Origin of the sequence: Bradyrhizobium genosp. P, assembly GCF_049949265.1 — a bacterium.
GTDB lineage: Bacteria > Pseudomonadota > Alphaproteobacteria > Rhizobiales > Xanthobacteraceae > Bradyrhizobium.
On record NZ_CP188195.1, the window covers coordinates 4,370,884 to 4,393,771 of the forward strand.

A 22,888-nucleotide genomic window follows, 5' to 3' on the forward strand; every position below is an offset into this window, starting at 1 on the left:
TGTGGACGTAATGCATGACCGTTGGGTTCCAGGCTATCGCATTCAGCTTCACGACGAGCTGTCGTAACTCGAGCTCCTCGCTGTATCGAATATTCAAGCTACGATCGTCTTACTCGCGCTTTGATCTGCCATTTTTTGTCATCTACTTCGGCTGAAAGTACGTGAACGGCTCTCGCTCTATTTGGCGAGATCGCCGCACCGTTGGCGATCCCTGGCCGCGCCGGCTCGGGTAGTGAATGGGGATTATCCCGGCACGATTGCAGGCGAGCATGCGGCGTTGCGTGGCTAAAGTCGTATGCCATCAATCTGGTGTTGCATTGAGACTGAACGCGGAAACCGCGCAACCCGTTTAACTCCTTCATCTCCCGATCAGATCGTCGGCTCGGCTGCGAGCGCGAGCAACACCGCGACAAATGCCGCAAGTGTTGTAACCGCAACATGGAACGCATCGTCTAGCTGCGCAATCGTCGCTGTTTCCTGGATTTGATCGGTTTGCAATCGTCGCCGGAGCCAGAAACAAAAGACCGCCGACGGCGGTCTCTCCGTTAAAATATTCAGTAGACTCAGATCCAGCGGAATGTTGCGTCTCTGCGCCTGTAGCTCATAAATCCTAATCCGGCAAATCCGATGACAATCATCGCCCAGGTGGCCGGCTCCGGAACCGACGAAGCGAGAGACGCTACCTGGATCACATCCACACCGCCTTGCGCGTTCGCGAAGGTAGCGCCGACCGTGAACACTTCATTGCCGGGATTGGTCGCGATAAGATTATTCAATTCTGTCTGCTCCGCGGGCGTGAGCCCGAATACCAATCCGGAGCCGCCGACGCCGCCCGCGACCTGGTCCAGCGTTTGGCCGGCGGCGGTGGAGAACTGTCCCAGAAGCGTCCCGCCCGCACTATAGGCGTTCAACGTGATCGCATTTGCAAGGTTGGCATTGCTCGCCAGTGGACTTAGGGCTGTCGTAACCGAAGGCGGATTTTCCGATCCTGGCTCCGATAGGTTCACCACTAGTGCGAGTTGGCTGGCGCTGGTGATGCCCAAACTCGCGAATGTGAATGTGCTCGATTGGGACGCTCCGGATTTTGCGTCTCCGAAGACTGTCCCATTGAACAGGACACCTCCGCTTTCGGTCGTCGAACTCCCTGGCGATTGCAGGGTAAGCGCGGTCAAGGTTGAACCGATACCTTGGCCCGTGAGGTGCACCTGGGTCAGTTCGACCAGATCCGCCCTGGCGGGCGAGCTTAGCATTCCTACCGCCGCCAGCACGACGCCGACAGCAGATGCGCGAGATAGAAGCATGGTGGACTCTCCATAACTTAGCATCGCCCCCAGTGCCTTCGGCAAGTAGTAGAAGGCGTCCATGTTCCTCCACATTTATGGCAATATGAAAAATATTTAATCAGACATTTCGCTTTAACCGTAAATACTAACACATGTTAATCTCGGTTCCACTTTTACCGGCTTGGACTTGTACGGGATGCGCCCCAAGCCGTGGAGCGAGGATTCGGATTCGACCGGTGGTGAGACCCGCCGAGAGTGCCGCACGAGGCATCTAGGTGTGCCTCATTGCCGCGCGTTTCCTAGAGATGCTGATCAAGAGGTGGTGAGGAGTCCCGGCTAGTCTAGCTAGAGCAGATTCTGATCAGGCGCGATCATAGCCAGCTGGCGGCGAAGAAGTTCAGACAGTCTTGGGCAGTGAGGGCAGCAATGGCGGCGGCGATCGCATTGACCAAGGTCTCGATTGATCTGGCCGCGGCCTTTCGAAGGGCGGCTTTGAGCTTGGCGAAGGCCATGATTCGGGCGAGCTTGCGCCCCTAGGTTGCGTTACGTTAGTATCGCTCCGAGGAGCAGGGGATGACAAGCGAGCTTGAACGAGCCGTACGATTGGCTGACGAGCGGGCGCCAATGCTGTGCCGGTTGCGTCGCGTCGAGGAGTGGCGCAGGGCACCCTTCCAGCGCCTCATGGGATGGGCCGGACCGTGACAAAGCCATCAAGGCCGCACGGCTTTATCTCGAAGTCGGTACGCGCCGGATGACCGTGGAGCGGGGGTTGACCTGACGCTGAGGGCGGCGTGTCTTACTGCACGCCATTTCGAGTAGGTACTACTGCGATTGCACTGTTGACTTTGACCGCAGTTATTGCGCTGCATCTGCCGGTTTTCGCTATCGTTCGAAGCTGTCCGGACACGAAGCGACAAGATTGAAGGAACGGCAGAGCGCCTCGCTCATGCCAGTATCTTTTAGAACGCGAGAGACGTTTGCCCAGGGCCTTCTGCTGTGGCGAAACCCGAGATTGAAACGCCAAGCAGCCTGACCGCCTTCTTCATCGGGAAGAGTGCTTTCAGGAGTTCAACTGATACGGATTCGAGCTCGTCGCGGCTGTCGACGGCGCCAGTCAGTGTCCGACTCCGTGAGATCAGTTCGAAGTCGGCGAACTTCACCTTGAGCGTGACGGTCCGGCAGCGTGTGCCCTTGCCCTCGCAGTGCAACCAGACTTTGTCGATCAGTGGCTGCAACTCTGAGAGCATGGGTTCGAACTCGGTGAGGTCGTTCATGAAGGTGTTCTCGGCGCCGACCGATTTCCGGATCCGGTTGGCACGGACCTCGCGGTCGTCGACGCCCCTCGACACCCAATAGTAATACGTGCCGGCCTTGCCGAAGTTCGCCCGCATGAACTCGAGTGTCTGGTTACGCATGTGGAGACCTGTGTGGAGCCCAAGCGAGTTCATCTTCGCGCTCGTCGCCGGTCCGATGCCATGGAATTTACCGACAGGCAGCGTCTCGACGAAGGGCGGCCCCATCTCCGGCGTGATGACGTACTGGCCATTCGGCTTGCGGTGGTCGGAGGCGAGCTTGGCCAGAAACTTGTTGTAGGAGATGCCGGCGGAGGCGTTGAGACCGGTCTCTTGCTTGATTTTGGCGCGGATCGCTAGCGCGACATCGCGCGCCAGCGCAATCCCTTGCAGATTTTCGGTGACATCTAGATAGGCCTCATCCAGTGACAGCGGCTCGATGATGGCCGTGTGCTCGGCGAAGATTTCGCGGATCTGCTGGGAGATCGCCTTGTAGACCTCGAAGCGGGGCTTCACGAAAATCAGGTCCCGACATTGACGCTTCGCCGTCACTGACGACATCGCCGATCGGACGCCGAACTTGCGGGCCTCGTAGCTTGCGGCCGCCACGACGCCGCGCTCGCGCGACCCACCGACGGCGACCGGCTTGCCGCGGAGGTCCGGATTGTCCCGTTGCTCGACGGACGCATAGAATGCATCCATGTCGACGTGGATGATCTTGCGCTGTCGGGATGGGGCCGTCCCTTGATCGTCGTCTTCGTCGGTCACGCCGCCGACCCGGCCGGATCTTCCTTGGCGCCGCGGGCGACGATCCGGAGCAACCCATCCGGAAGCGGCCGCTGCAGCTTCAGGGCCTCGTCCGGAGGGCCGGTCAGCCAGGTCTCGATTTCGGCTGGCGTCGTCAGGATAACCGGCATCGCCTGCGGATGGATGACGCGGACTTCGGTGTTCGCCTCCGTCGTGAGAAAGGCGAAGATGTCATTGGTGGTCTCGCCTTCCTTCACTTTCCGGACGGACGTCCATTTGGTCCAGAGGCCGGCGAAGCAGGCGAGGGGACGGCTCTCGTCGCGGGCGAACCAGACGTCGCCGCCCTCGGCCTTGTTGAACTCGCTGAAGGAGTTGAACGGCACCACGCAGCGGTGTTCCACGCCCAGCCATCGCGTCCAGTGCTTGCTCTTCACGTTACGGATGTTCGTCGTCCCGCCATCCGGCTCCATCCGGAGCAATTGCTTGAAGTCGATAGGCTTGCCCTTGGCCTCGAGTTTCGCGGCGCGCTTCTTGGTCGCCTGCATCAGGGCCTGCTGCGATGATGGCATCCCCCACCGCGCGGTGGCGAGCTCGCGGCCATCGGCGCCGTTGCGCACGATCGGCGCCTTGTGGTCGGGAAAGACACCTGGCATGGGTGCCAGATTGCCGGCGTATCGATTTACCAAGCGAAACAGCGCCATGATGGCCGCCTGATTGGTGGTGATCGAATAGAGATTGCAGATGTGGACGGCCCCCCACTTGTCAGGATTGTAGCAGACTTCTGGCCAGATCGCTTGCTATCAGATGTCCGGCCTGTTTGCGCGGGCAAAGCCCGCTGGCCGAGATGGTGTTCGCTACGCACGTTCCAAGCACATGGGCGACATTCTTGGTGCCAGTGTAACCTTCGGAAGCTCGCGCGTATCGACCGATCGGTCCTTCCATCTACTGCGTCCTGCAAGTTCATGGGCAATCCGCCGAGCAACCTTGCTCGCGGGCCGATTTCAGATCAAGTCGGCATGGCGGCTACCGGCTGCTTGTACACGCCACCCGAAATCATCAAGCGCCAAGCGATGCGGGCAAACTTGTTGGCCAAGGCCACCGCGACCAGCTTCGGCGGCTTTCGCTCCAGCAGCGCGGCGAGCCATGGTGTGGGCTTATGACGACCCTTTCGGACATGCCTCAGCAGCGCAGTTGCACCGACGATCAACGTCGATCGCAGTACAGAATCTCCAGCCTTTGTGATGCCGCCGAGTCTTTGCCGGCCGCCAGTTGAATGGTCCTTTGGGCGTCAGTCCGAGCCATGCCGCAAAGTCGCGACCCGATCTGAACGTCTCGGGCGGCGGTGCCTTCATGCTGAGCATCGACGACCCAATCGGACCGACGCCGGGAATTGTCGCTATACGCCTGCTGATGTCATCCTCGCGATGCCACTTCATCAGCTTAGCCTCGATCTTTGCTAGGCGAGCTTGGACCGCGGCATACTCGTCCGCCTGAAGGCGGAAGAGATCCCGCGCCATTTCCGGCAGGCTATCGTCTTCGAGCACGCGTTTGATGAGTGCCGCCACGTTCTGCCGGCCGGCGGGGCCGACGATACCAAACTCAGCGGCATAACTCCTGAAAGCGTTGGAGAGCTGCGACTTCACGCTGACCAGGCGTTCCCGCACGGTCATCAACATGCAGGCCGCTTGCCGTTCCTTTGATTTCACCGGTACGAACCGCATGCTGGGCCGGGTGACCGCCTCGCAAAGTGCCTCGGCGTCAGCCGCGTCGTTCTTGCCGCGCTTCACGTAGGCCTTCACGTATTGAGGAGGAATTAGCCTTACCTCGTGCCCGAACGATTGGAGCAGGCGCCCCCAATGGTGCGAGCTGCCGCAAGACTCTATGGCGACGAGAACCGGCGGAAGCCGCTCGAAGTAGCGGATCATCTCGGCTCGCCGGAATTGGCGCCGGACAACCACGACCTCATTCTCATCAACACCGTGAAGCTGGAACACCGACTTCGAGGTATCCATGCCGATACGAACGGGAATATTCATCAGACTTTCCTCTCATCTTTCTGTGACGCCAAGAGCGCCATCAAACCGCGGGGATGAGAGGCCGTCCACACCAGCACATGTCAGGGTCCGGTCGGGGATGGCTCGGCTGCCGGGCAAGTTGCAGCAGGGTCGCGGCCGGCCGCCGCCCCACCTTGGCGCACTTCCGGCAGCGGAGCCGGCTGGCGAGATCGTGCACGAACGTGGTCGGAGGATGCTTCATCGCCGCAAGATCGACGTCGCTCGGCGTCTTGCAACGCGCGCACTGGATTTCCAGCCACGGGAAACCGCCATTGACGGCCTGGTCGATGGTGGGCGACGGATCGATCGGTTCGCCGTCGGACCACATCCGCTCGTTCCAGCTTTCGCATAGAAGCCTGTCGGCCTGCTGGATCAGCGCTTCGCCCTTGGCCCGCATCTCGGCCGACTGCGCGGCCAGGATATTGGCCATCGCGCGCGACTTGCCGAGCTCCTTTGACAGAGCCTTGCGATCGCCGCCCGACAGGGGCGTGGGGTGATATTTCGGGGCCATCCGGATATCCAGGCGCAGAGAGATCGGATCGGCAAATCCGCAGCAGACTACGGCGTCTCAAACCCTGGCCAGCATCCGTCTTCTTCGTGTCTGCCGGTGCGCTGCTGGCAGGTGTTGTAGAACAGCCGCTGCGCGACGTCCTTCCAGACCGCGTCGCCGCCATACAATCGGACGGCATCGGCGGTTTGGATTTCCACGGTCCGCTCGCAGCGGCGGCAGGAGACGCGCAGCACGTGGCGCTGAATTTCCGAAAGACGTCGCTGCCGATTCTGGGCCGCGGTCGCGCCGGCGCGAGGGTCTTTGAGGACCGATTCCCAGTATTCGGCGGGCAGGGGCGCATCCGGACCCTCAGCAGTGGCTGGACCCGGCCTGCGGGCGGCTTCAGCGGCCAGTTTTTCCATCTGCTTCGGGGTCGGCATACGCCAGCTCGCGGGTCGGTCGGTCATTCCGAATTAGAACATAAAGAGAACAAAAGTCGAGTCCGCGTCGACTGGCGCCTGAGAAAAATTCCTGTTGTCGGGAAGCCACCCTGTCGGAACCAAGGCCGCCCGTTCGTCTTGAATCCAGAGACTGTATTTGGAGTTCCCCGCTATGGCCCCCCGCGCTAACTGGAAAGGCTTCCTGCGTCTTTCCCTCGTCACCTGCCCGGTAGCGCTCTATCCGGCCACGTCGGAATCGGAAAAAGTCTCCTTCAATCAGCTCAACCGGAAGACCGGCCACCGCATCAAGTACGCCAAGGTGGACGCTGACACCGGCGAGGAGGTCGCCAACGAGGATATCGCCAAGGGCTACAAGGTCGACACCGACACCTTCATCGAGGTCACGAAGGAGGAGCTCGAGAACGTCGCGCTGGAATCGACGCGAACCATCGAGATCGATGAGTTCGTCGACCGCAGCGAGATCGACCCGAGATATCTGATCCGTCCCTACTATTTGGTGCCGGACGGGAAAGTCGGCCACGACGCGTTCGCGGTCATCCGCGAAACCATCCGAGAGCTGAACAAGGTCGCCATCGGACGCGTGGTGCTGACCAACCGTGAGCACATCATCGCCCTCGAGCCCATGGACAAGGGGCTGATGGGAACGCTGCTGCGCTATCCCTACGAAGTCCGTTCCGCGGATGAGTATTTCGACGAGATACAGGACGTCAAAGTCACCAAGGACATGCTCGATCTCGCAAGGCACATCGTCAATCAGAAGGCGGGCCATTTCGAGCCGGACAAGTTCGAAGACCAGTACGAAACCGCCCTTATCGATCTCATCAACCAGAAGCGCGCCGGCAAACCCATTGCCGCGAAAGCGCGTCCACGCGGCGAGAATGTCGTGGACTTGATGGACGCGCTGCGCAAGAGCATCGGCGCCGCCGAACCGGCCAAAGATTCGAAGACGGCCAAGAAGCCGCGCAAGGTCGCCAGTGGTCAGAAGGAAATGCTGATGCCGATCGCCGGCAAGAAACCAGCGAAGGAGGCCGCGGCGAAGAAGCCGACGGCCAAACCGCAGCGGAAGTCAGCCTAGCGTATCGTGAAGCATCCGGTGACGCCGGACGGTCGCTAGCCAAACGTCGTCGCGCCTCAGATCTTGCGCCGTTACTCCGCCTCGATTTTGCGTTGCAAATAGGAGCGATATGGCAGCGCTGACAAAGACCTCCAGGCGATCGACGTTGAGCGCGGGCATGCTGGCCTACCGGCAAGGCGCTCGCGGGCTCGAGGTTCTGCTCGTTCACCCCGGCGGTCCGTTCTGGCGCGAGAAGGACAATGGCGCCTGGTCCATTCCGAAGGGTGAAATCGATACCGCGGAAGATCCAGAGCAGGCAGCGCGACGTGAGTTTGCCGAGGAACTCGGCACGAGCGCTTCGATTGGGCGGCTGCAGGCCTTAGGGGAGGTTCGCCAGCGAGGAGGCAAACGCGTGATCGCTTTCGCCGGAGAGGGGCATTTCGACCCGGCGACACTGGCGAGCAATACGTTCGATATCGAATGGCCCCCCCGAAGCGATCGGCGACAGAAATTTCCCGAAGTCGACCGCGCGGAATGGTTCGATATCGAATTGGCACGAACGAAGATGCTGTCCGGACAATTGGAGCTTCTCGATCGTCTTTTGGCGATCGCGGGTGAGAGCGCCGGAAAATGATGTACAGGATTGGAATCATTTCGGACACGCACGGCCTGTTGAGACCCGAGGCGGAACGACGACTGACGGGCGTCGATCACATCATTCACGCCGGCGACATCGGGTGTCCCGAGATCGTCGACGCGCTTCGCCGGATCGCGCCCGTCACCGCCATCCGCGGAAACGTCGACAGCGACGAGTGGGCCCGGGAATATCCCGACACGAAACTCGTGCACCTGGCGGGAAAGTTGATCTACGTTCTGCACGACCTGAAGACGCTGCAGGTCGATCCCGGCGCCGGCATCGACGTGATCGTCTCCGGGCATTCCCACGTACCGAAGATCGACACGGTCGGCGGCGTTCTCTACCTGAATCCCGGCAGCGCCGGACGCCGGCGCTTCAGGCTGCCGATCACGCTTGCGACGCTCGAAGTCACGCCTGAGGGCATACGACCGGAAATCCACGACCTTGGAGGTGCGCGACGTTGACGATCGATCGGGAGCGCGGATCAGGCCGATGGCCAGAAAACTGAAAACCTATCAGACTTCGCTGGGCTTCTTCGATCTGGCGATCGCGGCTCCGTCTAGGAAAGCCGCTCTGGAAGCGTGGGGGGCGGACAGCAATCTCTTTCACCAGGGCGCGGCGAGGGAAAGTGACGATCCGGACGTCATCGCCGCGGCTATGGCGAAACCGGGCGTTGTACTCAGGCGCCCGGTCGGATCCGCCGGATCCTTCGGCGAACATGCTGAGCTGCCCACCGATCTTGGCGGCCCCAGGCCAAGGAAGGCCGCCCGCAAGTCGAAAGGCAGAACAGCAAAGCAGCCTTCCTCTCGCCCCATCGACAAGGCGGCGGAGCGAAAGGCCGCTCTCGCCTTCGAAAAGGGGCAAAAGCGGCGAGAGCGCGAACGGACGAGCGAAGAGGCCGCCAGGCAGAGGGACCGTGAACGTCGTCAACACGCAGTCGACAAGGTGCAGGCTGCATTGAACAAGGCCGAGCAGGAGCACGCGAAGCGCGCCGCGGCCATCCGGACCGAGGTTGAGGCTCTCGAGAAGAGATCGCAAGCCGAACAAGCCCGCTGGGATAAAGAGAAGGGGCGATTGGAAGCCGCGTTACGGCGCGCGCGGGGGATAGCTAACGGCTTTTAATTGTCCTTCAAATCAGGAGGGCATTCTGGGCAGGTATCACCGATCGAGTTCAACACGTCGCGAATCTCGGCCGCCGCTGCGTCAGGGGAGACGCCTGCCGGCGGGTCACCACGGGCGATGTCGAGGGCCCGCTCCCATGCATGCGGATCGGCGCGGTCCTGCATCCAGCTATGCGCCTCGCACTCACGGATGGCGCCAGCTTCCTGGAGCACGTCAATCGCCCATCCGCGCATCGTCCGTATCGCCGGTCTTCGGTCACGTGTCATCAGCATGGAAATACTCCTGATACGGCGAATCGTTTCGTCCGCGATTCGTTCCGGCCGCTAACACATGGCTGGGATTCGCAACGGCGGGAACTCAAGGTTTGGCGTGTTATCGCACGCGAGCTGTCCGCTACAGGTTACGCGCCAGGTGGATGGCCGACGGATCGCGGAATTTGCCAGCGGGACCTTGCCTCGGCCGGCGGTGAAGAGTGGAAGAAGCGATTTCCGATGCTTCCGATCACAATTAGGTCGCGCAGACAAACGCTCCCAAGGAAATCTCCAAGGCCTCCAACCCTGGGTCTTCTTTTCCGTTTGTGCGTCCGGCAAGGGCCGGACCGGGCTCTCGTGAACCGAGCCGCGTAGCGTCTCGGCCGTGCGGCTTCGATCCCTCGCGCAAGAGCACATCATGCCCATTGGGGCAGAAACGAAAAACCGGACCTTTGTGCAGCAGCCACCTGCACAAAGGTCCGGCCTTATCTTATCAGGCCGCGATACCGAACGGCTGCAAAGGACGTTTCGGATCCTTTGGAAGGTTTCGCTTTGCGTCCGGGTTGCGACCCGAAGGCGGCAATCTCTCAGTCGCGACTACTTCTTTTTCTTGGAAGTCTTCTTTGCCACCTTCTTGGTGGCTGCCTTTGCGGTCTTCTTTGCCTTCTTCGCTTTCTTGGCCATGTCGTCCTCTTTGAAAAGTGGCTCAGTGAACATGCACACGCCGAGTATCGACATGCACAACGTCGAGACCATATCACAAATGCAGAATTGATACCAACGCATGGTGAGGTCGTTATTGAGTCGCTCGCGTCATTGCATGCCGGCGTCGCTATCACTGTCCCGCGTTCGGGTGCCTTGTTAACCGGTCTCGCGACTGCAGTCGGTCCCGCGTCCCGCCGCGTTCCGCGTCGGCGCTATGCTGACGCTCCTGCGGCTGCCTCTTTCTCCCGGGCATGACTTGCACCGACCAACAGGTCTCTTCCTTTCGCAGAAAAGCTAACGGGCTCCGCCCCTCGCGCGCGCCAGGGTGAAGCGCCGGCAAAACGCCGGCGCCGACCCGAGCGGTATCCCCGGTCTTCCGCGCTTCCTCACATCCAGAATCTTCGCGGCCGGTCATGCGCTTGTGCAGACCCGTGTGTTTCGGCATGGAATAAGGACCCCGTATTCGGGGTAATCGGCATCCAATCGGGACCCCGGGACAAGGGTCCACAGTGGCTTCCATCAAGTCATGGAAGCCGAGGTTGGGATGCTGGTGGTGGAGACGATTGCGAAGATCCGTCGCGCCTATTTTGTTCATGGTCAGCCCATCAAGGCGATCTGCCGGGAGCTTGGCGTATCGCGCAAGGTGGTCCGCAAGGTCATCCGTTCGGAGGCGACGGAGTTCCGGTACGAGCGAGAGACGCAGCCGCTTCCGAAGATGGGCCCGTGGAGTGCCGAGCTTGACCGGTTGCTGGCGGCGAACGAGAGCAAGACGACGCGCGAACGGCTGACGCTGATCCGCTTGTTCGAAGAGCTTCGCGGCCTCGGATATGCCGGCGGCTACGACGCGGTTCGTCGCTATGCGCGGCGGTGGAGCCGAGAGCGTGGCGCCTCGACGACCTCAGCTTATGTGCCGTTGAGCTTTGCGCCCGGCGAAGCCTACCAGTTTGACTGGAGCCACGAAGTCGTCCTGTTGAGCGGGACCACGGTGGTGGTGAAGGCGGCGCATGTCCGGCTTTGCCACAGTCGGATGCTGTTTGTTCGGGCCTATCCGCGCGAGACGCAGGAGATGGTGTTTGACGCCCACAACCGGGCGTTCGCACTGTTCAAGGGGACTTGCCGGCGCGGCATCTACGACAACATGAAGACGGCGGTGGAGACGATCTTTGTCGGCAAAGGCCGCCTCTACAATCGGCGCTTCCTGCAGATGTGCAGCCATTATCTGGTCGATCCGGTTGCCTGCACGCCAGCGTCGGGCTGGGAGAAGGGACAGGTCGAGAACCAGGTCGGGTTGGTCCGCGAACGCTTCTTCACCCCGCGGCTGCGCTTCAAGACATTGGATGAGCTGAACGCCTGGCTGCTCGATAAATGTATCGCCTACGCCAAGGCTCATCGGCATCCAGAGTTCGCCGACCGGACTGTCTGGGAGATCTTCGAGGCCGAGCGACCCAATCTCGTGCCGTATGCAGGTCGGTTCGATGGCTTCCATGCCGTCCCGGCCTCGGTCTCCAAGACCTGTCTGGTGCGCTTCGACAACAACAAGTACTCGGTTGCGGCAAGCGCGGTCGGGCGGCCCATTGAGGTCCAGGCCTATGCTGACCGCATCGTGATCCGCCAGGACGGCCGGGTCGTTGCCGAACATCCGCGATCATTCGGTCGCGGCGAAACGGTCTACGACCCCTGGCACTATGTGCCCGTGCTGGTGCGCAAGCCCGGTGCCTTGCGTAATGGCGCTCCCTTCAAGGACTGGGTGCTGCCCGCAGCGATTGAGCGTGTACGGCGCAAGCTCGCCGGTGCCGATGATGGCAATCGACAGATGGTCGATATCCTCAATGCGGTGCTGACAGACGGATTGCCCGCGGTGGAAGCCGCCTGCGCCGAGGCGGTCGCTCATGGCGTTCATTCCGCTGATGTCGTGCTCAACATCCTGGCTCGTCAACGTGAACCTGCCCCACCGGCCAACATCATGACGCCGGCCGCCTTGACGCTTCGCTATGCGCCGATCGCCGATTGTGCCCGCTACGACAACCTCCGGAGGACAAACTGATGGAACGAACCCAAATCTTCGATCTCATGGGCGAGCTTAAGCTCTACGGTATGAAGGCCGCCTTCGACGAGATCATGGCGACCGCCGTCAAACGCCAGCACGAACCCCAGCGCATCGTCGGCGATCTGCTCTCCGCCGAGATCAACGAGAAGCAGGCCCGCTCGATCAAATACCAGCTCACCATCGCCAAGTTGCCGCTTGCCAAGGACATCGCAGACTTCCAGTTCGACGGCACGCCGATCAACCAGACGCTTGTCAATGATCTCGCCGGCGGCGGCTTCATCGCCCAGCAACGCAACGTCGTCCTGGTCGGCGGAACGGGCACCGGCAAGACCCATCTGGCCATTGCTATCGCGCGAAGCTGCATCCGATCCGGCGCCCGTGGCCGCTTCTATAACGTGGTCGACCTCGTCAACCGCCTTGAGACCGAGACCCGCAACGGGCGACAGGGCCGGCTTGCCGAGCACCTAACCCGCATGGACTTCATTGTCCTGGACGAGCTCGGATATTTGCCCTTTGCCCAGTCCGGCGGTCAGCTTCTCTTCCACCTCGTCAGCCGCCTTTATGAGCGCGCCTCCGTCCTCGTCACCACCAATCTGGCATTCGGCGAGTGGCCGAGCGTGTTCGGCGACGCCAAGATGACAACCGCGCTGCTCGATCGTTTGACTCATCACTGCGACATCGTCGAGACCGGTAACGACAGCTGGCGCTTTAAAAGCCGCGACGACGATCAAACAACCCGCGCTCGCGCCGTCTCCGCAACCCCGGCCAGCTCCGACGCCGCGAGCGCTACCATCAAGACTCGCCGATCAAAGGGGTCCCCTTTGGACGCCGATCGGGGGTCCCAGTCCAACGCCGATTGACAGACCCGCTCTTCGAGCGGCCCTTAAGGGCGGGCGATCCCCCTCCACTCGGGTCGCCCTGGCACTTGCTACCCCCGATCTCGCCGACGGGCAGGGGCGCAGGCGCAGGTGCGCTCTGCGCCCTTAACCCAAAGGAGATCACTGATGTCGGCCAAGCACGTCGAAACCACCGTTGAAAGCGGGACTGAGGTTTTCATTCCGCTCAACAAGCTCAAGAAATCCCCGAAGAACGCCCGTAAGACGCCGCACAGCGAGGCAGCGATCGAAGCCTATGCGGCAAGTATCGCCGCGAAGGGCATTCTGCAAAATCTCGTCGTCGAACCGGAGTTCGACGACGGTGTGACGACTGGATTCTATTTCGTCACCATCGGCGAGGGCAGGCGGCTTGCCCAGCTTCTGCGGCTGAAGCGCAAGGAAATCAAAAAGACCGAGCCGATCCGCTGCATCGTCGATACCGCGAACGATCCCCACGAAATCAGCCTCGACGAGAACGTCACCCGGGAAAACATGCATCCTGCCGACCAGTTCGAGGCCTTCAAGAAACTCGCGGACGAACGCGGGTTCGGTGCGGAAGAGATCGCCGCCCGGTTCGGCGTGACGCCTCACGTGGTGCGTCAGCGCCTGCGCTTGGGCGCGGTCTCCCCGAAATTGATGCAGGTCTATCGCGATGGCGATCTGGCACTGGACCAGTTGATGGCCTTTGCCATCACCGAGGACCATGCCCGGCAGGAGGCGGCTTACGAGCGGCTATCGTACAACCGCGATGCAAGCACGATCCGCCGCATGCTCACCGAAACCCATGTTGCCGCCACGGATCGCCGCGCGATCTTTGTCGGTGTGGAAGCGTACACCGAGGCGGGTGGAACGATCCTTCGCGATCTCTTTACGGAGGATCGCGGCGGCTACTTTGAGGACGTGGCGCTGCTCGATCTGTTGGTGACCGGAAAGCTCGGACGCGCGGCGGATGTCCTGCGGGAAGCAGAGGGCTGGAAGTGGACGCAAGTCCACCTCGATTTCCCCCACGCCCATGGCTTGCGCCGGACATACCCACACCCGGTGGAGCTTTCGCCGGAAGATAGGGCCGCCCTCGATGCGGCGCAGGCCGAATTCAACAGCCTGACCGAACAGCACGAGACGGCCGAGGAACTTCCGGACGAGGTGGACGCACGGTTTGGCGAACTGGAAGCCGAGATCGAGCGACTGGAAGGCAAGCGGCTGGCCTATGATCCTGACGACATCGCGCGGGGCGGCGCTTTCGTAATCCTCAATCATGACGGTGCAGTGCGAATCGAGCGTGGCTTCATCCGAGCCGAGGATGAAAAGCCGAAGGCGGAAACCGAGCATGATGGGGATGGTTCGGAGACCACCGATGCGGAGGCTGGAGAAGGCCGGTCTCCAGAGGATGGGGACGGCGAGGCGGATCAGACAGCCACCGACGGGGAAGATAGCGACAGTCCGTTGTCGGATATCCTCGTTCGTGACCTCACCGCCCATCGCACCCTGGGGCTGCGGCTCAATCTGAGCGAACAGCCCGACGTCGCCATCGTGACCGTCACCCATGCGCTCGCCGCGCAAATCTTCTATCTCGGGGCGGAAGCGCACGTTGTCGGCATCCACCCGGTCAATACGGTGCTGGCGTCGCATGCTGGGCAAGGCAGATGCCCCGCGACGTGACCACCCTGTGGACGTTCGTGACCGAACTGGATCACGACAGCCGCATGGCGTTGCTCGCCCATTGCGTGGCGTTGACGGTCAACGCCGTCAGGTTGCCTTGGGAACGGAAGCCTCGCACCATGGCTACAGCCGAGCGGCTGGCGGAAGCTGTCTCGCTCGATATGACCGGCTACTGGCGGCCGACCGTGCGCACCTATTTCGGTCGCATCACCAAGGCGCGTATCCTCGAAGCGGTGCGGGAAGGCGTCAGTGGCGAGGCGGCCGACCGCATGGCGGACATGAAGAAGCCAGACATGGCGGAAGCCGCCGAGCAGTTGCTGGCCGCGACGGATTGGCTGCCCACGCTGATGCGGACGCCGAAAGCCGTGCAAGAGCGCGGAGAGCAACCGGAGGCGGATGCGGCCGCGGATACGCAGGCAAACGCCTACGCCGACGCTGCCGAATGATCGACGCGGCCGGGACCGCTTCGGCGGTCCCGGCTTTTTCCTATCCAACTGTAGAAAATTCGGCCGCGCGCCATGAGGCGCGCGGCCATCGTCATGATCTTCACTCACCCACAAGAAACACTTTCGGAAGAAAGTGAGATCGCTGTGCGAGGCGCGCCTGTGCGCATCCATTCTGCGAATGGCGCATGACGGATCGCTCCGGTTGGATCGATTGCTGTTGCGGCGGGACCAGATCAGCGTGTAGCTGCCGGCGCGGTCGCTCCTTTACCTGCGAGCTCTAGTCGTTTCGAAGGCTTCGACTGCTCCACGACGAGATAGCGGCATGGTCCCCGGGGACTTCCGTCAGAGCAGCACCAAGGCGCGCCGCAATGCGAAATCGGTCGCTGTCGTTCTCCAGGTCACGCCTTTGTCTTCGTTGACATCCGAGAGCGCGTCTTTACGCGATCAGTGAGGCCGTGTCCTTGTGCCGGTTCGATGACCGTAGTCATGGTGGTCCCTGTCAGTCCGTTTATGGGCGCGTCCCACGCAACCTCGAATGGACGGATCAGGCCCGAGGGACGGCTACGCCTCGATCGCCTTCCCGCAACGGCTTCGCCGGCTTTTTTCCCCTGCCGCTAAGGGCGACATTCCTCGCGAGGCAAAAAAGCCGGCTAACGCCGTCCTCCGCTGCGCTGCGGGCCTGACGGCTGCGGGCCGATCGCTCCCCGGGCCAAGGACCGCCATCGAGGCTGCGATGGTCGCGGCCCGACAACGAAACGGAGACAACCATGGCTACCATCGGCACCTTCACTGCGGCGAACAACGGCTTCACCGGCTCGGTCAAGACGCTTACGCTCAACGTCAAGGCGACCTTCGTCGCGACCGAGAAGGAGAACGACAAGGCTCCCGACTATCGCATTCTGGCGGGCGCGACTGAGTTCGGCGCTGCCTGGAAGAAGACCGCCCGAGAGACCGAGCGCGAATATCTCTCGGTCAAGCTGGACGATCCGAGCTTCCCGGCCCCGATCTACGCCTCGCTGGTGAAGGGCGAGGGCGATGACAGCTACACCCTGATCTGGTCCCGCCGCAACGGCGACTGATCCGCTCCGGACCGATCCGCCCCGCCTCCCTCGGAGGCGGGGCTTTTTTCATGCCTATGGCCCGTCCGCGCAGAGGAGAACGGAAGACCTCCGGTCTCCTTATTTTTGCGGAAGGATCGCTAAGGGCTCCGCCCTCGCGCGCGCAAGGGTGAAGCACCGAAACCGGTGCCGGCTGCAGCGGTCTCCCCGGTCTTCCGCGCCCACGAAGCTTCAGGACGACATTGTCGTCGGGGGCGCGTGCAGACGCGCGATCAACGCGCGCCCTTGTCAGGCGGGTGATCCCCCTCCACTCCAGCCGCCCTTGCTCTTGCTACCCCAGGTCTCGCCGACGGGCAGGGTTGCAGCGCAGCGCTGCGCTTCAACCCAAGCCCATAGGAAAAGACCCATGACCATGATGACCCTGTCTCAGAGTGAACAGCCTGCTTCCGGAGGTTTTCGCGTGGATGTATCGCGCGGCCAGCGGATCGGCCGCGTATCGTCCGAGTGGTTTGCGCGACCGGATGACGAGCGTTATCTGAACCTGCCGGACCTTTATGAAGCGGTGCGAGGACGGGCCGAGCGCGCGCAAGCGCGGACGGTGGAAAGCCGCGCCATCCGAGTGGAGGCGAACCGGGACAATTCCGAGCGGCTCGTTCTGACGGTGCCGGGACGTGACGAGCCGGTGGCGCCGACGCATTGGAGCTTTGGCCAGTTGTGCACGCTTGTCGGCGCGCCGACATCTTATCTGCGGCAATTGCCTGCGACACTGTCGGCCATCAACCTGCAGCATGGTTTGCTGTCCCATCGCGCCGAACTCGTGAAAACTTTGGAAGACGATAGCGGACGCGTCGAGCTTCGTGCTGTCACCGGCCCGGACTATGGTCGTATCTGGGACCACGAGTTGGTTGCGGCGGTCATGAAGATTGCGGGCAACGGCGCGGGAGATACGCGGTGGAAGGTGCCCGGTGTGATGGATTGGTCAACCATGACACACAATCCCTTTGTGGACGTGACCAAGGACACGACCACCCTTTACGCCAGCGATCGCGACGTGTTTCTGTTTCTGGTCGACGATACGAACCCGATCGAGGCGGGGCGATTGCCGGATGGATCACCAGATTTGTATTTCCGGGGATTTTACTGCTGGAATAGCGAGGTCGGCAGCAAGACGCTCGGCATTGCGAGCTTCTACCTTCGTGCCGTCTGCATGAATCGTAATCTGTGGGGCGTCGAGAATTTCGAGGAGATCACCATCCGGCATTCGAAATTTGCCGCGCAACGCTTTGCGCACGAAGCCGCCCCAGCGTTGACGAGCTTTGCCAATTCATCGCCCGCGCCTTTCGTCGCCGGTATCAAGGCCGCGCGGGAGAGGGTTGTTGCCCGCACGGACGATGATAGGGAAAGCTTTCTTCGCAGAAGCGGGTTTTCCAAGTCGGAGACGACGAAGGTCATCGAGACCGTTCTAGGCGAGGAAAGCCGTAAGCCCGAGAGCATCTTTGACTTCGTGCAGGGGATTACGGCGCTTGCTCGCACCAAGTCGCATCAGGATGCAAGGCTTGAACTGGAAGGTAAGGCAAAGCGCTTGATGGAACGCGCAATCTGAGGAGCGAGCCGCGCAATCGCGATCGGTTGCGCGGCTACTTCCCTGTACCCTATGCATCGCCGCCGGTCCGGCTTGCCGGACCGGCGGCGATAACGCGTGTCCGCGTCCGGCGCTCGCCGGGCCTTCGGCCCGGCTCGCGAGGGATCAGGATCTAATCTTAGACACTCTTTCCTCAAGCAGATCAGCAGGCCGCACTTCCAAGGCTTGGGCGATCTGCCAGATCGTGAGGAGGGTTGCGTTTTGCAGCCCTCTTTCCATGCTGCTTATGAAGGCCCTATCGACGCCCATGCGTTCCGCGACTGCCTCTTGGCTCAAACCAAGGGCCAGCCGGAATCGGCGCGCATTTCCTCCGAAGACCTTGCGAATGTCCATCCGCAGGATAGGAGGCAATCGCGTATTTTGGCGCTACGTGTTATAATACGCGGAGTGCCCGGACGCGTGGCCGCAGGATGGAGGTTCGATTTGCGGAAATGTAGAGAAAAGCGCTCCGGGATGCCTTTTGTGGCATGCCAAATGCTACACTCGTACGCTATACGAGGTGGCGGGATGCGTCCCTCAATTCGTGTTTCGATTGCTCGCGCGGCGTAGGGCCATGACTAAACCACCGCTTGATCCTGACGTAGCGGATGTCGCGCCAACCGATTCCGCTCTGACGGTCTATGACGAGCAGCACGTCGTGACGTACACGCGTCTTTTGCAGGCCGACAACGAGGGGGCCGACTGGCGGGAGGTCGCACGAATAGTGCTGCATATCGATCCCGAGCGAGAACCCGATCGCGCGCGTAATGCATACCTGACTCATCTTAAGCGCGCTAAGTGGGTTACGGAACAAGGACGTCTCTTGCGCGGTGCCGGGTCCAAATAGAAGAAATTCATCGACGCAATTCCCGTCGAGAACAAAATCTTCTTCGACTGGCTGGTGGTCATCCCGGAGCACCACGTGGTGCCAAAGTAGGGGCTTCCTACAACCCAATCGATCAGAATTATTGCGCCGCAATCCTTGTTATCTGAATGGATAGGGGGCGTAAGCAATGCCGACATTCGACTGGCGGTCGCCGGATTCGTACAAGAGCCTACAGGACGCTGACATCACAGACATCGCCTGGGAATTTCTTCGGCGAAACAAAGACTATCAGCGCGACTATGAGGAGACCATCAGAAACAGCCCGGACGGCGAAGTAACCCCGGACTTCAGGAGGAAATGGGGTATCTGCTTTCGCCCATGACCCGCAGAGGTCCTTCGAGGAACAGGTTATCATTTGGGCGCCCGAGGTTCTGCCAACGGTCATTCCAATCGCGGTGATGGCGTCGACGGTTAGTGGCGGCATCGCGTTTCAGCCGCTGCTCGATCTTGCTGCGGGCCAGGCGCGGCGAGCCTCCGATGGCTGGCACGCCGTCCTACGGATCGGCGTCGCCGACCATCGCGTCTGGCTGAAGGAGCTGCCAGTCGCCGACGCCAATTGCGCAGCCCAATTGCCCTTCGACCGCGATTTCGATGCACGCGCCCATGCAGCGCAACGGCTGTGGCGCGCGATCAATGAGCGCGCGGTCGGTACCGCCTCTCACGGGCTGTCAAAACAGCGATGCGAACGGCTGTGCGTCGCCATTCGGGCGCTCGACGCTCGTGAGGCCGGCGGTACGTATCGCATCATCGCTGAAGCTCTATTTGGCAGAAAGCGCATCCCCGATCGTGCCTGGAAAACGCACGACCTGCGTAGTCGCACAATTCGTCTCGTGCAAAGCGCCCTTGCATTGATGCGAGGCGGCTATCGCGAATTGCTGCGTCCCAGGCGCAAGGACAAATAGCGCCTCCAGTTTGGGTATCGAAAACATACCCCACAATCATCGGCATCCCCCTTCGCAGGCCTTCTCCGCGATCGTGACCGTCGACGCGCCGCCGTTCGCGCCGGCGCTCCAGATGGTCACGGAGCTTCTCAAATGTCCGATCCGAACGCCGGCTTGCCGCCGCGATACTTGCGCACGCCCGAAGCCGCGCGATTTCTCGGTCTTTCCGGCCGCACGCTGGAAAAGCACCGCACCTACGGCACAGGACCGACCTACCGGAAGATCGGTGGTCGCGTCGTCTATGCGCTGGATGACCTGAAGGCCTGGGCCGATCTCGGCGCCAAGACGTCGACATCCGATCCAGGCAAGGGGACCGTGCTGCCTGCCAAGAAGCATCCGACCCTGCGCCCGTATGCGGGCCAGGAACGCCGCTGATCGTCACGAAAGAGCACTGGCGATGCGGCGCAAACACCTATCCGAACGTGACCAACTGCAACTGTTTCGTGCGCTGCCAGGCGATCTCGCGCCGCGCGACGCGCAGGATCTGATGGCCTATCCGTTCTTTTCGCTCGCAAAGACCAAGCGCATTGTGCCGATCGATTTCCGTGCCGGCGCGATCGCCATTCGGGTCGAAGCCGTGCCGGAACACGGCATGGCAACCATCTGGGATGCAGATGTCCTGATCTGGGCTGCGTCGCAGATCGTCGAGGCCCGTGACTCAGGCCTGAAGACCTCGCGTCTGATGGCTGCAACCTCCTACGAGATTCTGACGTTCGTCGGCCGAGGCACCAGCGCACGTGACTATGATCGGCTGAAGGCGGGTCTCGACAGGCTGCAGTCAACGACGGTGCTGACGTCGATCCGCCAGCCAACAGAACGACGGCGGCATCGCTTCTCCTGGATCAACGAATGGAAGGAGACGGCTGATGCAAATGGCCGTCCCTTCGGGCTCGAGCTGATTCTGCCCGATTGGTTCTATGCCGGCGTGATCGATGATGCGCTCGTGCTGACGATTGATCGCGCCTATTTCGATCTGACGGGCGGACTTGAGCGCTGGCTTTACCGTCTTGTGCGCAAGCACGGCGGTCGTCAGGAGGGCGGCTGGAGTTTCGATCTTGTGCATCTCCATGCCAAGTCGGGCAGCCTATCGCCGCTCAAGCATTTTGCATACGACCTGCGCCAGATCGTCCAGCAGCAGACATTGCCCGGCTACCAACTCGTGCTCACGCGCGATCCCAATGGCGCCGAGCGATTGAACTTCGCAGCCACACCCGTCGATCCATTCACCGAGAGGCTTCGCGGGCGCGGTCTCATTCCGCAGTCAGGAGGCAGCCTGTGAATCAGCTCGTGCTATCGGGGACCACGATCCTCGTGCCATCAGGGACCGGATCCTCGTGCTATCGGGGACCGGAATCGAGCTTAAGTCCTTGTCATCAAGCGCTTTCCAGCCCCCGTAACTTTACTAACATACTGACACTAACTTCTTGTTGTGAATCAGTACGTTGTGAACAAGTCGGCCGCGCGTGCAACGAGGATGCCGCATGCATCCACTCTCTCACGCGCAACATCCACTCTCTCACGCGCAACATTGTCCTGCAACGCGAATCTTTTCTCCAATCTGCGCGCGCGTGCGCGATCACGCGCAACACTGCGCGATCGTCAAACTCAGCGTCACCGCATCACGATCGTTGCTTCCCTTTGCGGCCACTCGCTCGTCGAGGAGAACTCGCTAACATCCGTGGTTGGCACGATGGCCACCACAAGCCGGAATCTGGAGAATGGGCGGTCAGGCTAACCAGCGCCGTGCTTGATGGCTTCAATGGTCTGCATGAAGCCGCCGGCAAGAAAAGTTGCGATCTCACCCAAATCCCCGTCTCCTCGGGAGACGCCGCTCCGCCGTGGCGGAAGGAGAAGGCGCGCGTGGAAGCGGCCGGGTCGCGGAGGCCCTTACTTCGCCGCAGCGACCCGGCCGCGCTTGCCGCCGGCGCCAAACCGGAACGTGGTGCCACTGGTCCAGATCTTGTGCAGCAGCACGGCGAGCGCGCGCGCCACTGCGGTCGCCGCGCGCTTCAAACCCTTCTTCCTGGTGTGTTTCGGCGCCGACGTCGGGACCCATGCTGGTTGCCTGCAGCGGATTGATTCAACTAAGAATTCAGCGCTTCGAGAGGGGTCACAATCGGCGCCGATCGGGCCCCCTCTTAAAGAGCAACTTTTCAAATGTTATCAGCGCGTTGTGCTAGGCGCGGCGGGGGTTCCATTTCAATCAGCAATGACACGTGATCGATGGCAATCACCGCATCAGCGCTTTCTGCGGCTTGCAAAAGATGCCGCCGGAGAGCTTCGAGAAGCTCAAGTTGCGGAAGCCCGAGCCTGCGCAAAAGGTTTGGATCGGAACGCATGCGCGGGACGAAGTACCGCTCGATTAACATGCCGGTCTGATCGAGTACGCCTATCGCGATTGGCCTTAAGGCTTCCCCGCAAATTCCTTCCATAGCCCCAGCACGAGCAGACAATGGATCAGGAGACGCACCGTGTGACCGTCAAACGCGGTAGCACCCAGGAGACCGTGGGCCATTTCGTTTCGAAGATTGAGGCCGCGCGGATCGGCGAACAGCGCTTGCAAGTGCAGGGTCATGTTTGGTCCAAGAACCGCAGTCACCCTATCTTGGTACAGAATGTCACCCATTCCTATCGCAACACTCGTCTCCGGAACTTTGGGATGGGCTTTGGTGACAGGAAGGCCAGCTTCATGCGCGATGCTGCGCAACGCTACTTCAATTTGTGGGATCAGGATATCCTGGTTTGGAGAAGAGGGACTGATCGCGCTTGCGGAAAATCGGCGGCGCTGGCGTAAAAATAGGACGGGTCGAACACAAGCCTTACGAAGATTTGCGCACATGAAGTCATCAGAAATTGGACGTAGAGCCAGGGGAAAGTCACAGCGTGAATTCGGCGGAGTTACGCACAAGCTGCCGGTGGTGCTCAGTTCCGAGGAAGTCGCGCGGCTGCTCGATGCCGCGCCGGGGCTGAAGTACAAGGCGGCGCTGAGCGTGGCCTACGGCGCCGGCGGCGCCCCACGGGTCAGGCATAATAGGCCTGAATGGTGCGGCCGCGAGACTTGCGATGATTGGAGATAGGGTAATTATTGTTGCATACGCCGCCTTTGACGAGGCCGAGGCAAGAATGTTCAGACCGCGCGTCGTGCTGGTTGACGCAGAAAATCGCATATTGCCAGGCTGAAAGCTACAAGGCCGATGTGGAGCTTTAGTTTCTAGCGGCCGCAAAAACGTGTGCGCAACTGATGGCTCGCGTGGAAGTG

General features: G+C 61.2%; 25 protein-coding genes and 4 pseudogenes. 17 read left to right on the forward strand and 12 right to left on the reverse strand.

The genetic code is table 11. The annotated features are described in order from the left end of the window. Positions 1-563: 563 nt before the first annotated feature. The 7 genes and pseudogenes from ACP2YO_RS21020 to ACP2YO_RS21050 form a co-directional block, all read right to left on the reverse strand. On the reverse strand, positions 564-1,364 hold the full coding sequence (locus ACP2YO_RS21020) for a PEP-CTERM sorting domain-containing protein (RefSeq protein ID WP_426442504.1): 801 nt from the start codon (positions 1,362-1,364) through the stop codon (positions 564-566). A gap of 290 nt (positions 1,365-1,654) precedes the next feature. Then, positions 1,655-1,795 (reverse strand): hypothetical protein, encoded by a 141-nt coding sequence (locus ACP2YO_RS21025; protein WP_426442505.1) that lies wholly within the window; start codon positions 1,793-1,795, stop codon positions 1,655-1,657. Between the two features lie 447 nt (positions 1,796-2,242). Then, the gene (dinB, locus tag ACP2YO_RS21030) at positions 2,243-3,277 is read right to left on the reverse strand and encodes a DNA polymerase IV (RefSeq protein WP_426443273.1); all 1,035 of its coding nucleotides are present in this window, start codon (positions 3,275-3,277) and stop codon (positions 2,243-2,245) included. A gap of 62 nt (positions 3,278-3,339) precedes the next feature. Then, positions 3,340-4,065 (reverse strand): SOS response-associated peptidase, encoded by a 726-nt coding sequence (locus ACP2YO_RS21035; RefSeq protein WP_426443274.1) that lies wholly within the window; start codon positions 4,063-4,065, stop codon positions 3,340-3,342. A gap of 263 nt (positions 4,066-4,328) precedes the next feature. Then, positions 4,329-5,358, reverse strand: a pseudogene (locus ACP2YO_RS21040) (IS110 family transposase). 40 nt (positions 5,359-5,398) lie between these two features. After that, entirely contained in the window at positions 5,399-5,887 is a 489-nt protein-coding gene (locus ACP2YO_RS21045; protein WP_426442506.1) for a hypothetical protein, read from the reverse strand. Positions 5,888-5,934: 47 nt separating this feature from the next. Further along, on the reverse strand, positions 5,935-6,333 hold the full coding sequence (locus tag ACP2YO_RS21050) for a hypothetical protein (protein ID WP_426442507.1): 399 nt from the start codon (positions 6,331-6,333) through the stop codon (positions 5,935-5,937). A 145-nt stretch (positions 6,334-6,478) separates the two neighbouring features. Between ACP2YO_RS21050 and ACP2YO_RS21055 the strand changes: the two genes are divergently transcribed. The 4 genes from ACP2YO_RS21055 (at position 6,479) to ACP2YO_RS21070 (ending at position 9,140) form a co-directional block, all read left to right on the forward strand. Next, a complete protein-coding gene (locus ACP2YO_RS21055) occupies positions 6,479-7,402 on the forward strand; it encodes a Ku protein (RefSeq protein ID WP_426442508.1) in 924 nt (307 codons plus the stop codon). A 109-nt stretch (positions 7,403-7,511) separates the two neighbouring features. Further along, entirely contained in the window at positions 7,512-8,015 is a 504-nt protein-coding gene (locus ACP2YO_RS21060) for an NUDIX domain-containing protein (protein ID WP_426442509.1), read from the forward strand. Next, positions 8,012-8,482 carry a metallophosphoesterase family protein gene (locus ACP2YO_RS21065; RefSeq protein ID WP_426442510.1) on the forward strand — a complete coding sequence of 157 codons (471 nt, stop codon included), beginning with the start codon at positions 8,012-8,014 and terminating at the stop codon, positions 8,480-8,482. Before ACP2YO_RS21060 ends, ACP2YO_RS21065 begins: the two co-directional genes overlap by 4 nt. Before the next feature lie 28 nt (positions 8,483-8,510). Then, positions 8,511-9,140: a cell envelope biogenesis protein TolA gene (locus ACP2YO_RS21070; RefSeq protein WP_426442511.1), complete on the forward strand. Its 630-nt coding sequence runs from the start codon at positions 8,511-8,513 to the stop codon at positions 9,138-9,140. Here ACP2YO_RS21070 and ACP2YO_RS21075 read toward each other — a convergent pair. Further along, on the reverse strand, positions 9,137-9,412 hold the full coding sequence (locus ACP2YO_RS21075) for a hypothetical protein (RefSeq protein WP_426442512.1): 276 nt from the start codon (positions 9,410-9,412) through the stop codon (positions 9,137-9,139). The genes ACP2YO_RS21070 and ACP2YO_RS21075 overlap by 4 nt on opposite strands. Before the next feature lie 397 nt (positions 9,413-9,809). On the opposite strand from ACP2YO_RS21075, the gene ACP2YO_RS21080 reads away from it, so the two are divergent. From ACP2YO_RS21080 to ACP2YO_RS21105, 6 genes and pseudogenes are all read left to right on the forward strand, one after another. After that, positions 9,810-10,166 carry a hypothetical protein gene (locus ACP2YO_RS21080; RefSeq protein WP_426442513.1) on the forward strand — a complete coding sequence of 119 codons (357 nt, stop codon included), beginning with the start codon at positions 9,810-9,812 and terminating at the stop codon, positions 10,164-10,166. A 474-nt stretch (positions 10,167-10,640) separates the two neighbouring features. Further along, positions 10,641-12,140, forward strand: coding sequence for an IS21 family transposase (istA, locus tag ACP2YO_RS21085; RefSeq protein WP_426443088.1), 1,500 nt, complete (start codon positions 10,641-10,643; stop codon positions 12,138-12,140). After that, positions 12,140-13,003, forward strand: coding sequence for an IS21-like element helper ATPase IstB (istB, locus tag ACP2YO_RS21090; protein ID WP_426435624.1), 864 nt, complete (start codon positions 12,140-12,142; stop codon positions 13,001-13,003). Before istA ends, istB begins: the two co-directional genes overlap by 1 nt. Before the next feature lie 144 nt (positions 13,004-13,147). Further along, positions 13,148-15,123 (forward strand): annotated as a pseudogene (locus ACP2YO_RS21095) (ParB/RepB/Spo0J family partition protein). Positions 15,124-15,890: 767 nt separating this feature from the next. Continuing rightward, positions 15,891-16,202, forward strand: a complete 312-nt coding sequence (locus ACP2YO_RS21100; protein ID WP_426442514.1) for a DUF736 domain-containing protein — start codon at positions 15,891-15,893, stop codon at positions 16,200-16,202. 391 nt (positions 16,203-16,593) lie between these two features. After that, positions 16,594-17,784: a DUF932 domain-containing protein gene (locus ACP2YO_RS21105; protein ID WP_426443275.1), complete on the forward strand. Its 1,191-nt coding sequence runs from the start codon at positions 16,594-16,596 to the stop codon at positions 17,782-17,784. A 144-nt stretch (positions 17,785-17,928) separates the two neighbouring features. Here ACP2YO_RS21105 and ACP2YO_RS21110 read toward each other — a convergent pair whose 3' ends face one another. Beyond that, complete coding sequence (locus ACP2YO_RS21110) at positions 17,929-18,156, reverse strand: helix-turn-helix domain-containing protein (protein WP_426442515.1); 228 nt, start codon at positions 18,154-18,156, stop codon at positions 17,929-17,931. A 220-nt stretch (positions 18,157-18,376) separates the two neighbouring features. On the opposite strand from ACP2YO_RS21110, the gene ACP2YO_RS21115 reads away from it, so the two are divergent. From ACP2YO_RS21115 to ACP2YO_RS21135, 5 genes are all read left to right on the forward strand, one after another. After that, positions 18,377-18,649 (forward strand): DUF2285 domain-containing protein, encoded by a 273-nt coding sequence (locus tag ACP2YO_RS21115; RefSeq protein ID WP_426442516.1) that lies wholly within the window; start codon positions 18,377-18,379, stop codon positions 18,647-18,649. A gap of 166 nt (positions 18,650-18,815) precedes the next feature. Then, positions 18,816-19,010: a transcriptional regulator domain-containing protein gene (locus ACP2YO_RS21120; RefSeq protein WP_426442517.1), complete on the forward strand. Its 195-nt coding sequence runs from the start codon at positions 18,816-18,818 to the stop codon at positions 19,008-19,010. Between the two features lie 76 nt (positions 19,011-19,086). Further along, the gene (locus ACP2YO_RS21125) at positions 19,087-19,590 is read left to right on the forward strand and encodes a DUF2285 domain-containing protein (RefSeq protein WP_426442518.1); all 504 of its coding nucleotides are present in this window, start codon (positions 19,087-19,089) and stop codon (positions 19,588-19,590) included. A gap of 132 nt (positions 19,591-19,722) precedes the next feature. Then, positions 19,723-20,004: a helix-turn-helix transcriptional regulator gene (locus tag ACP2YO_RS21130; protein ID WP_426442519.1), complete on the forward strand. Its 282-nt coding sequence runs from the start codon at positions 19,723-19,725 to the stop codon at positions 20,002-20,004. Between the two features lie 22 nt (positions 20,005-20,026). Continuing rightward, positions 20,027-20,908: a replication initiator protein A gene (locus ACP2YO_RS21135; protein WP_426442520.1), complete on the forward strand. Its 882-nt coding sequence runs from the start codon at positions 20,027-20,029 to the stop codon at positions 20,906-20,908. 608 nt (positions 20,909-21,516) lie between these two features. On the opposite strand, the gene ACP2YO_RS21140 is transcribed toward ACP2YO_RS21135, so the two are convergent. From ACP2YO_RS21140 to ACP2YO_RS21150, 3 genes are all read right to left on the reverse strand, one after another. After that, a complete protein-coding gene (locus ACP2YO_RS21140) occupies positions 21,517-21,642 on the reverse strand; it encodes a hypothetical protein (RefSeq protein ID WP_426442521.1) in 126 nt (41 codons plus the stop codon). Positions 21,643-21,782: 140 nt separating this feature from the next. Next, positions 21,783-21,998, reverse strand: coding sequence for a hypothetical protein (locus ACP2YO_RS21145; RefSeq protein ID WP_426442522.1), 216 nt, complete (start codon positions 21,996-21,998; stop codon positions 21,783-21,785). 35 nt (positions 21,999-22,033) lie between these two features. Beyond that, the gene (locus ACP2YO_RS21150; RefSeq protein ID WP_426442523.1) at positions 22,034-22,468 is read right to left on the reverse strand and encodes a DUF4209 domain-containing protein; all 435 of its coding nucleotides are present in this window, start codon (positions 22,466-22,468) and stop codon (positions 22,034-22,036) included. 67 nt (positions 22,469-22,535) lie between these two features. Between ACP2YO_RS21150 and ACP2YO_RS21155 the strand changes: the two are divergent. Further along, positions 22,536-22,637 (forward strand): annotated as a pseudogene (locus ACP2YO_RS21155) (integrase); the annotation flags it as partial. A 1-nt stretch (position 22,638) separates the two neighbouring features. Continuing rightward, positions 22,639-22,809 (forward strand): annotated as a pseudogene (locus ACP2YO_RS21160) (aspartate 1-decarboxylase); the annotation flags it as partial. Between the last annotated feature and the right edge of the window lie 79 nt (positions 22,810-22,888).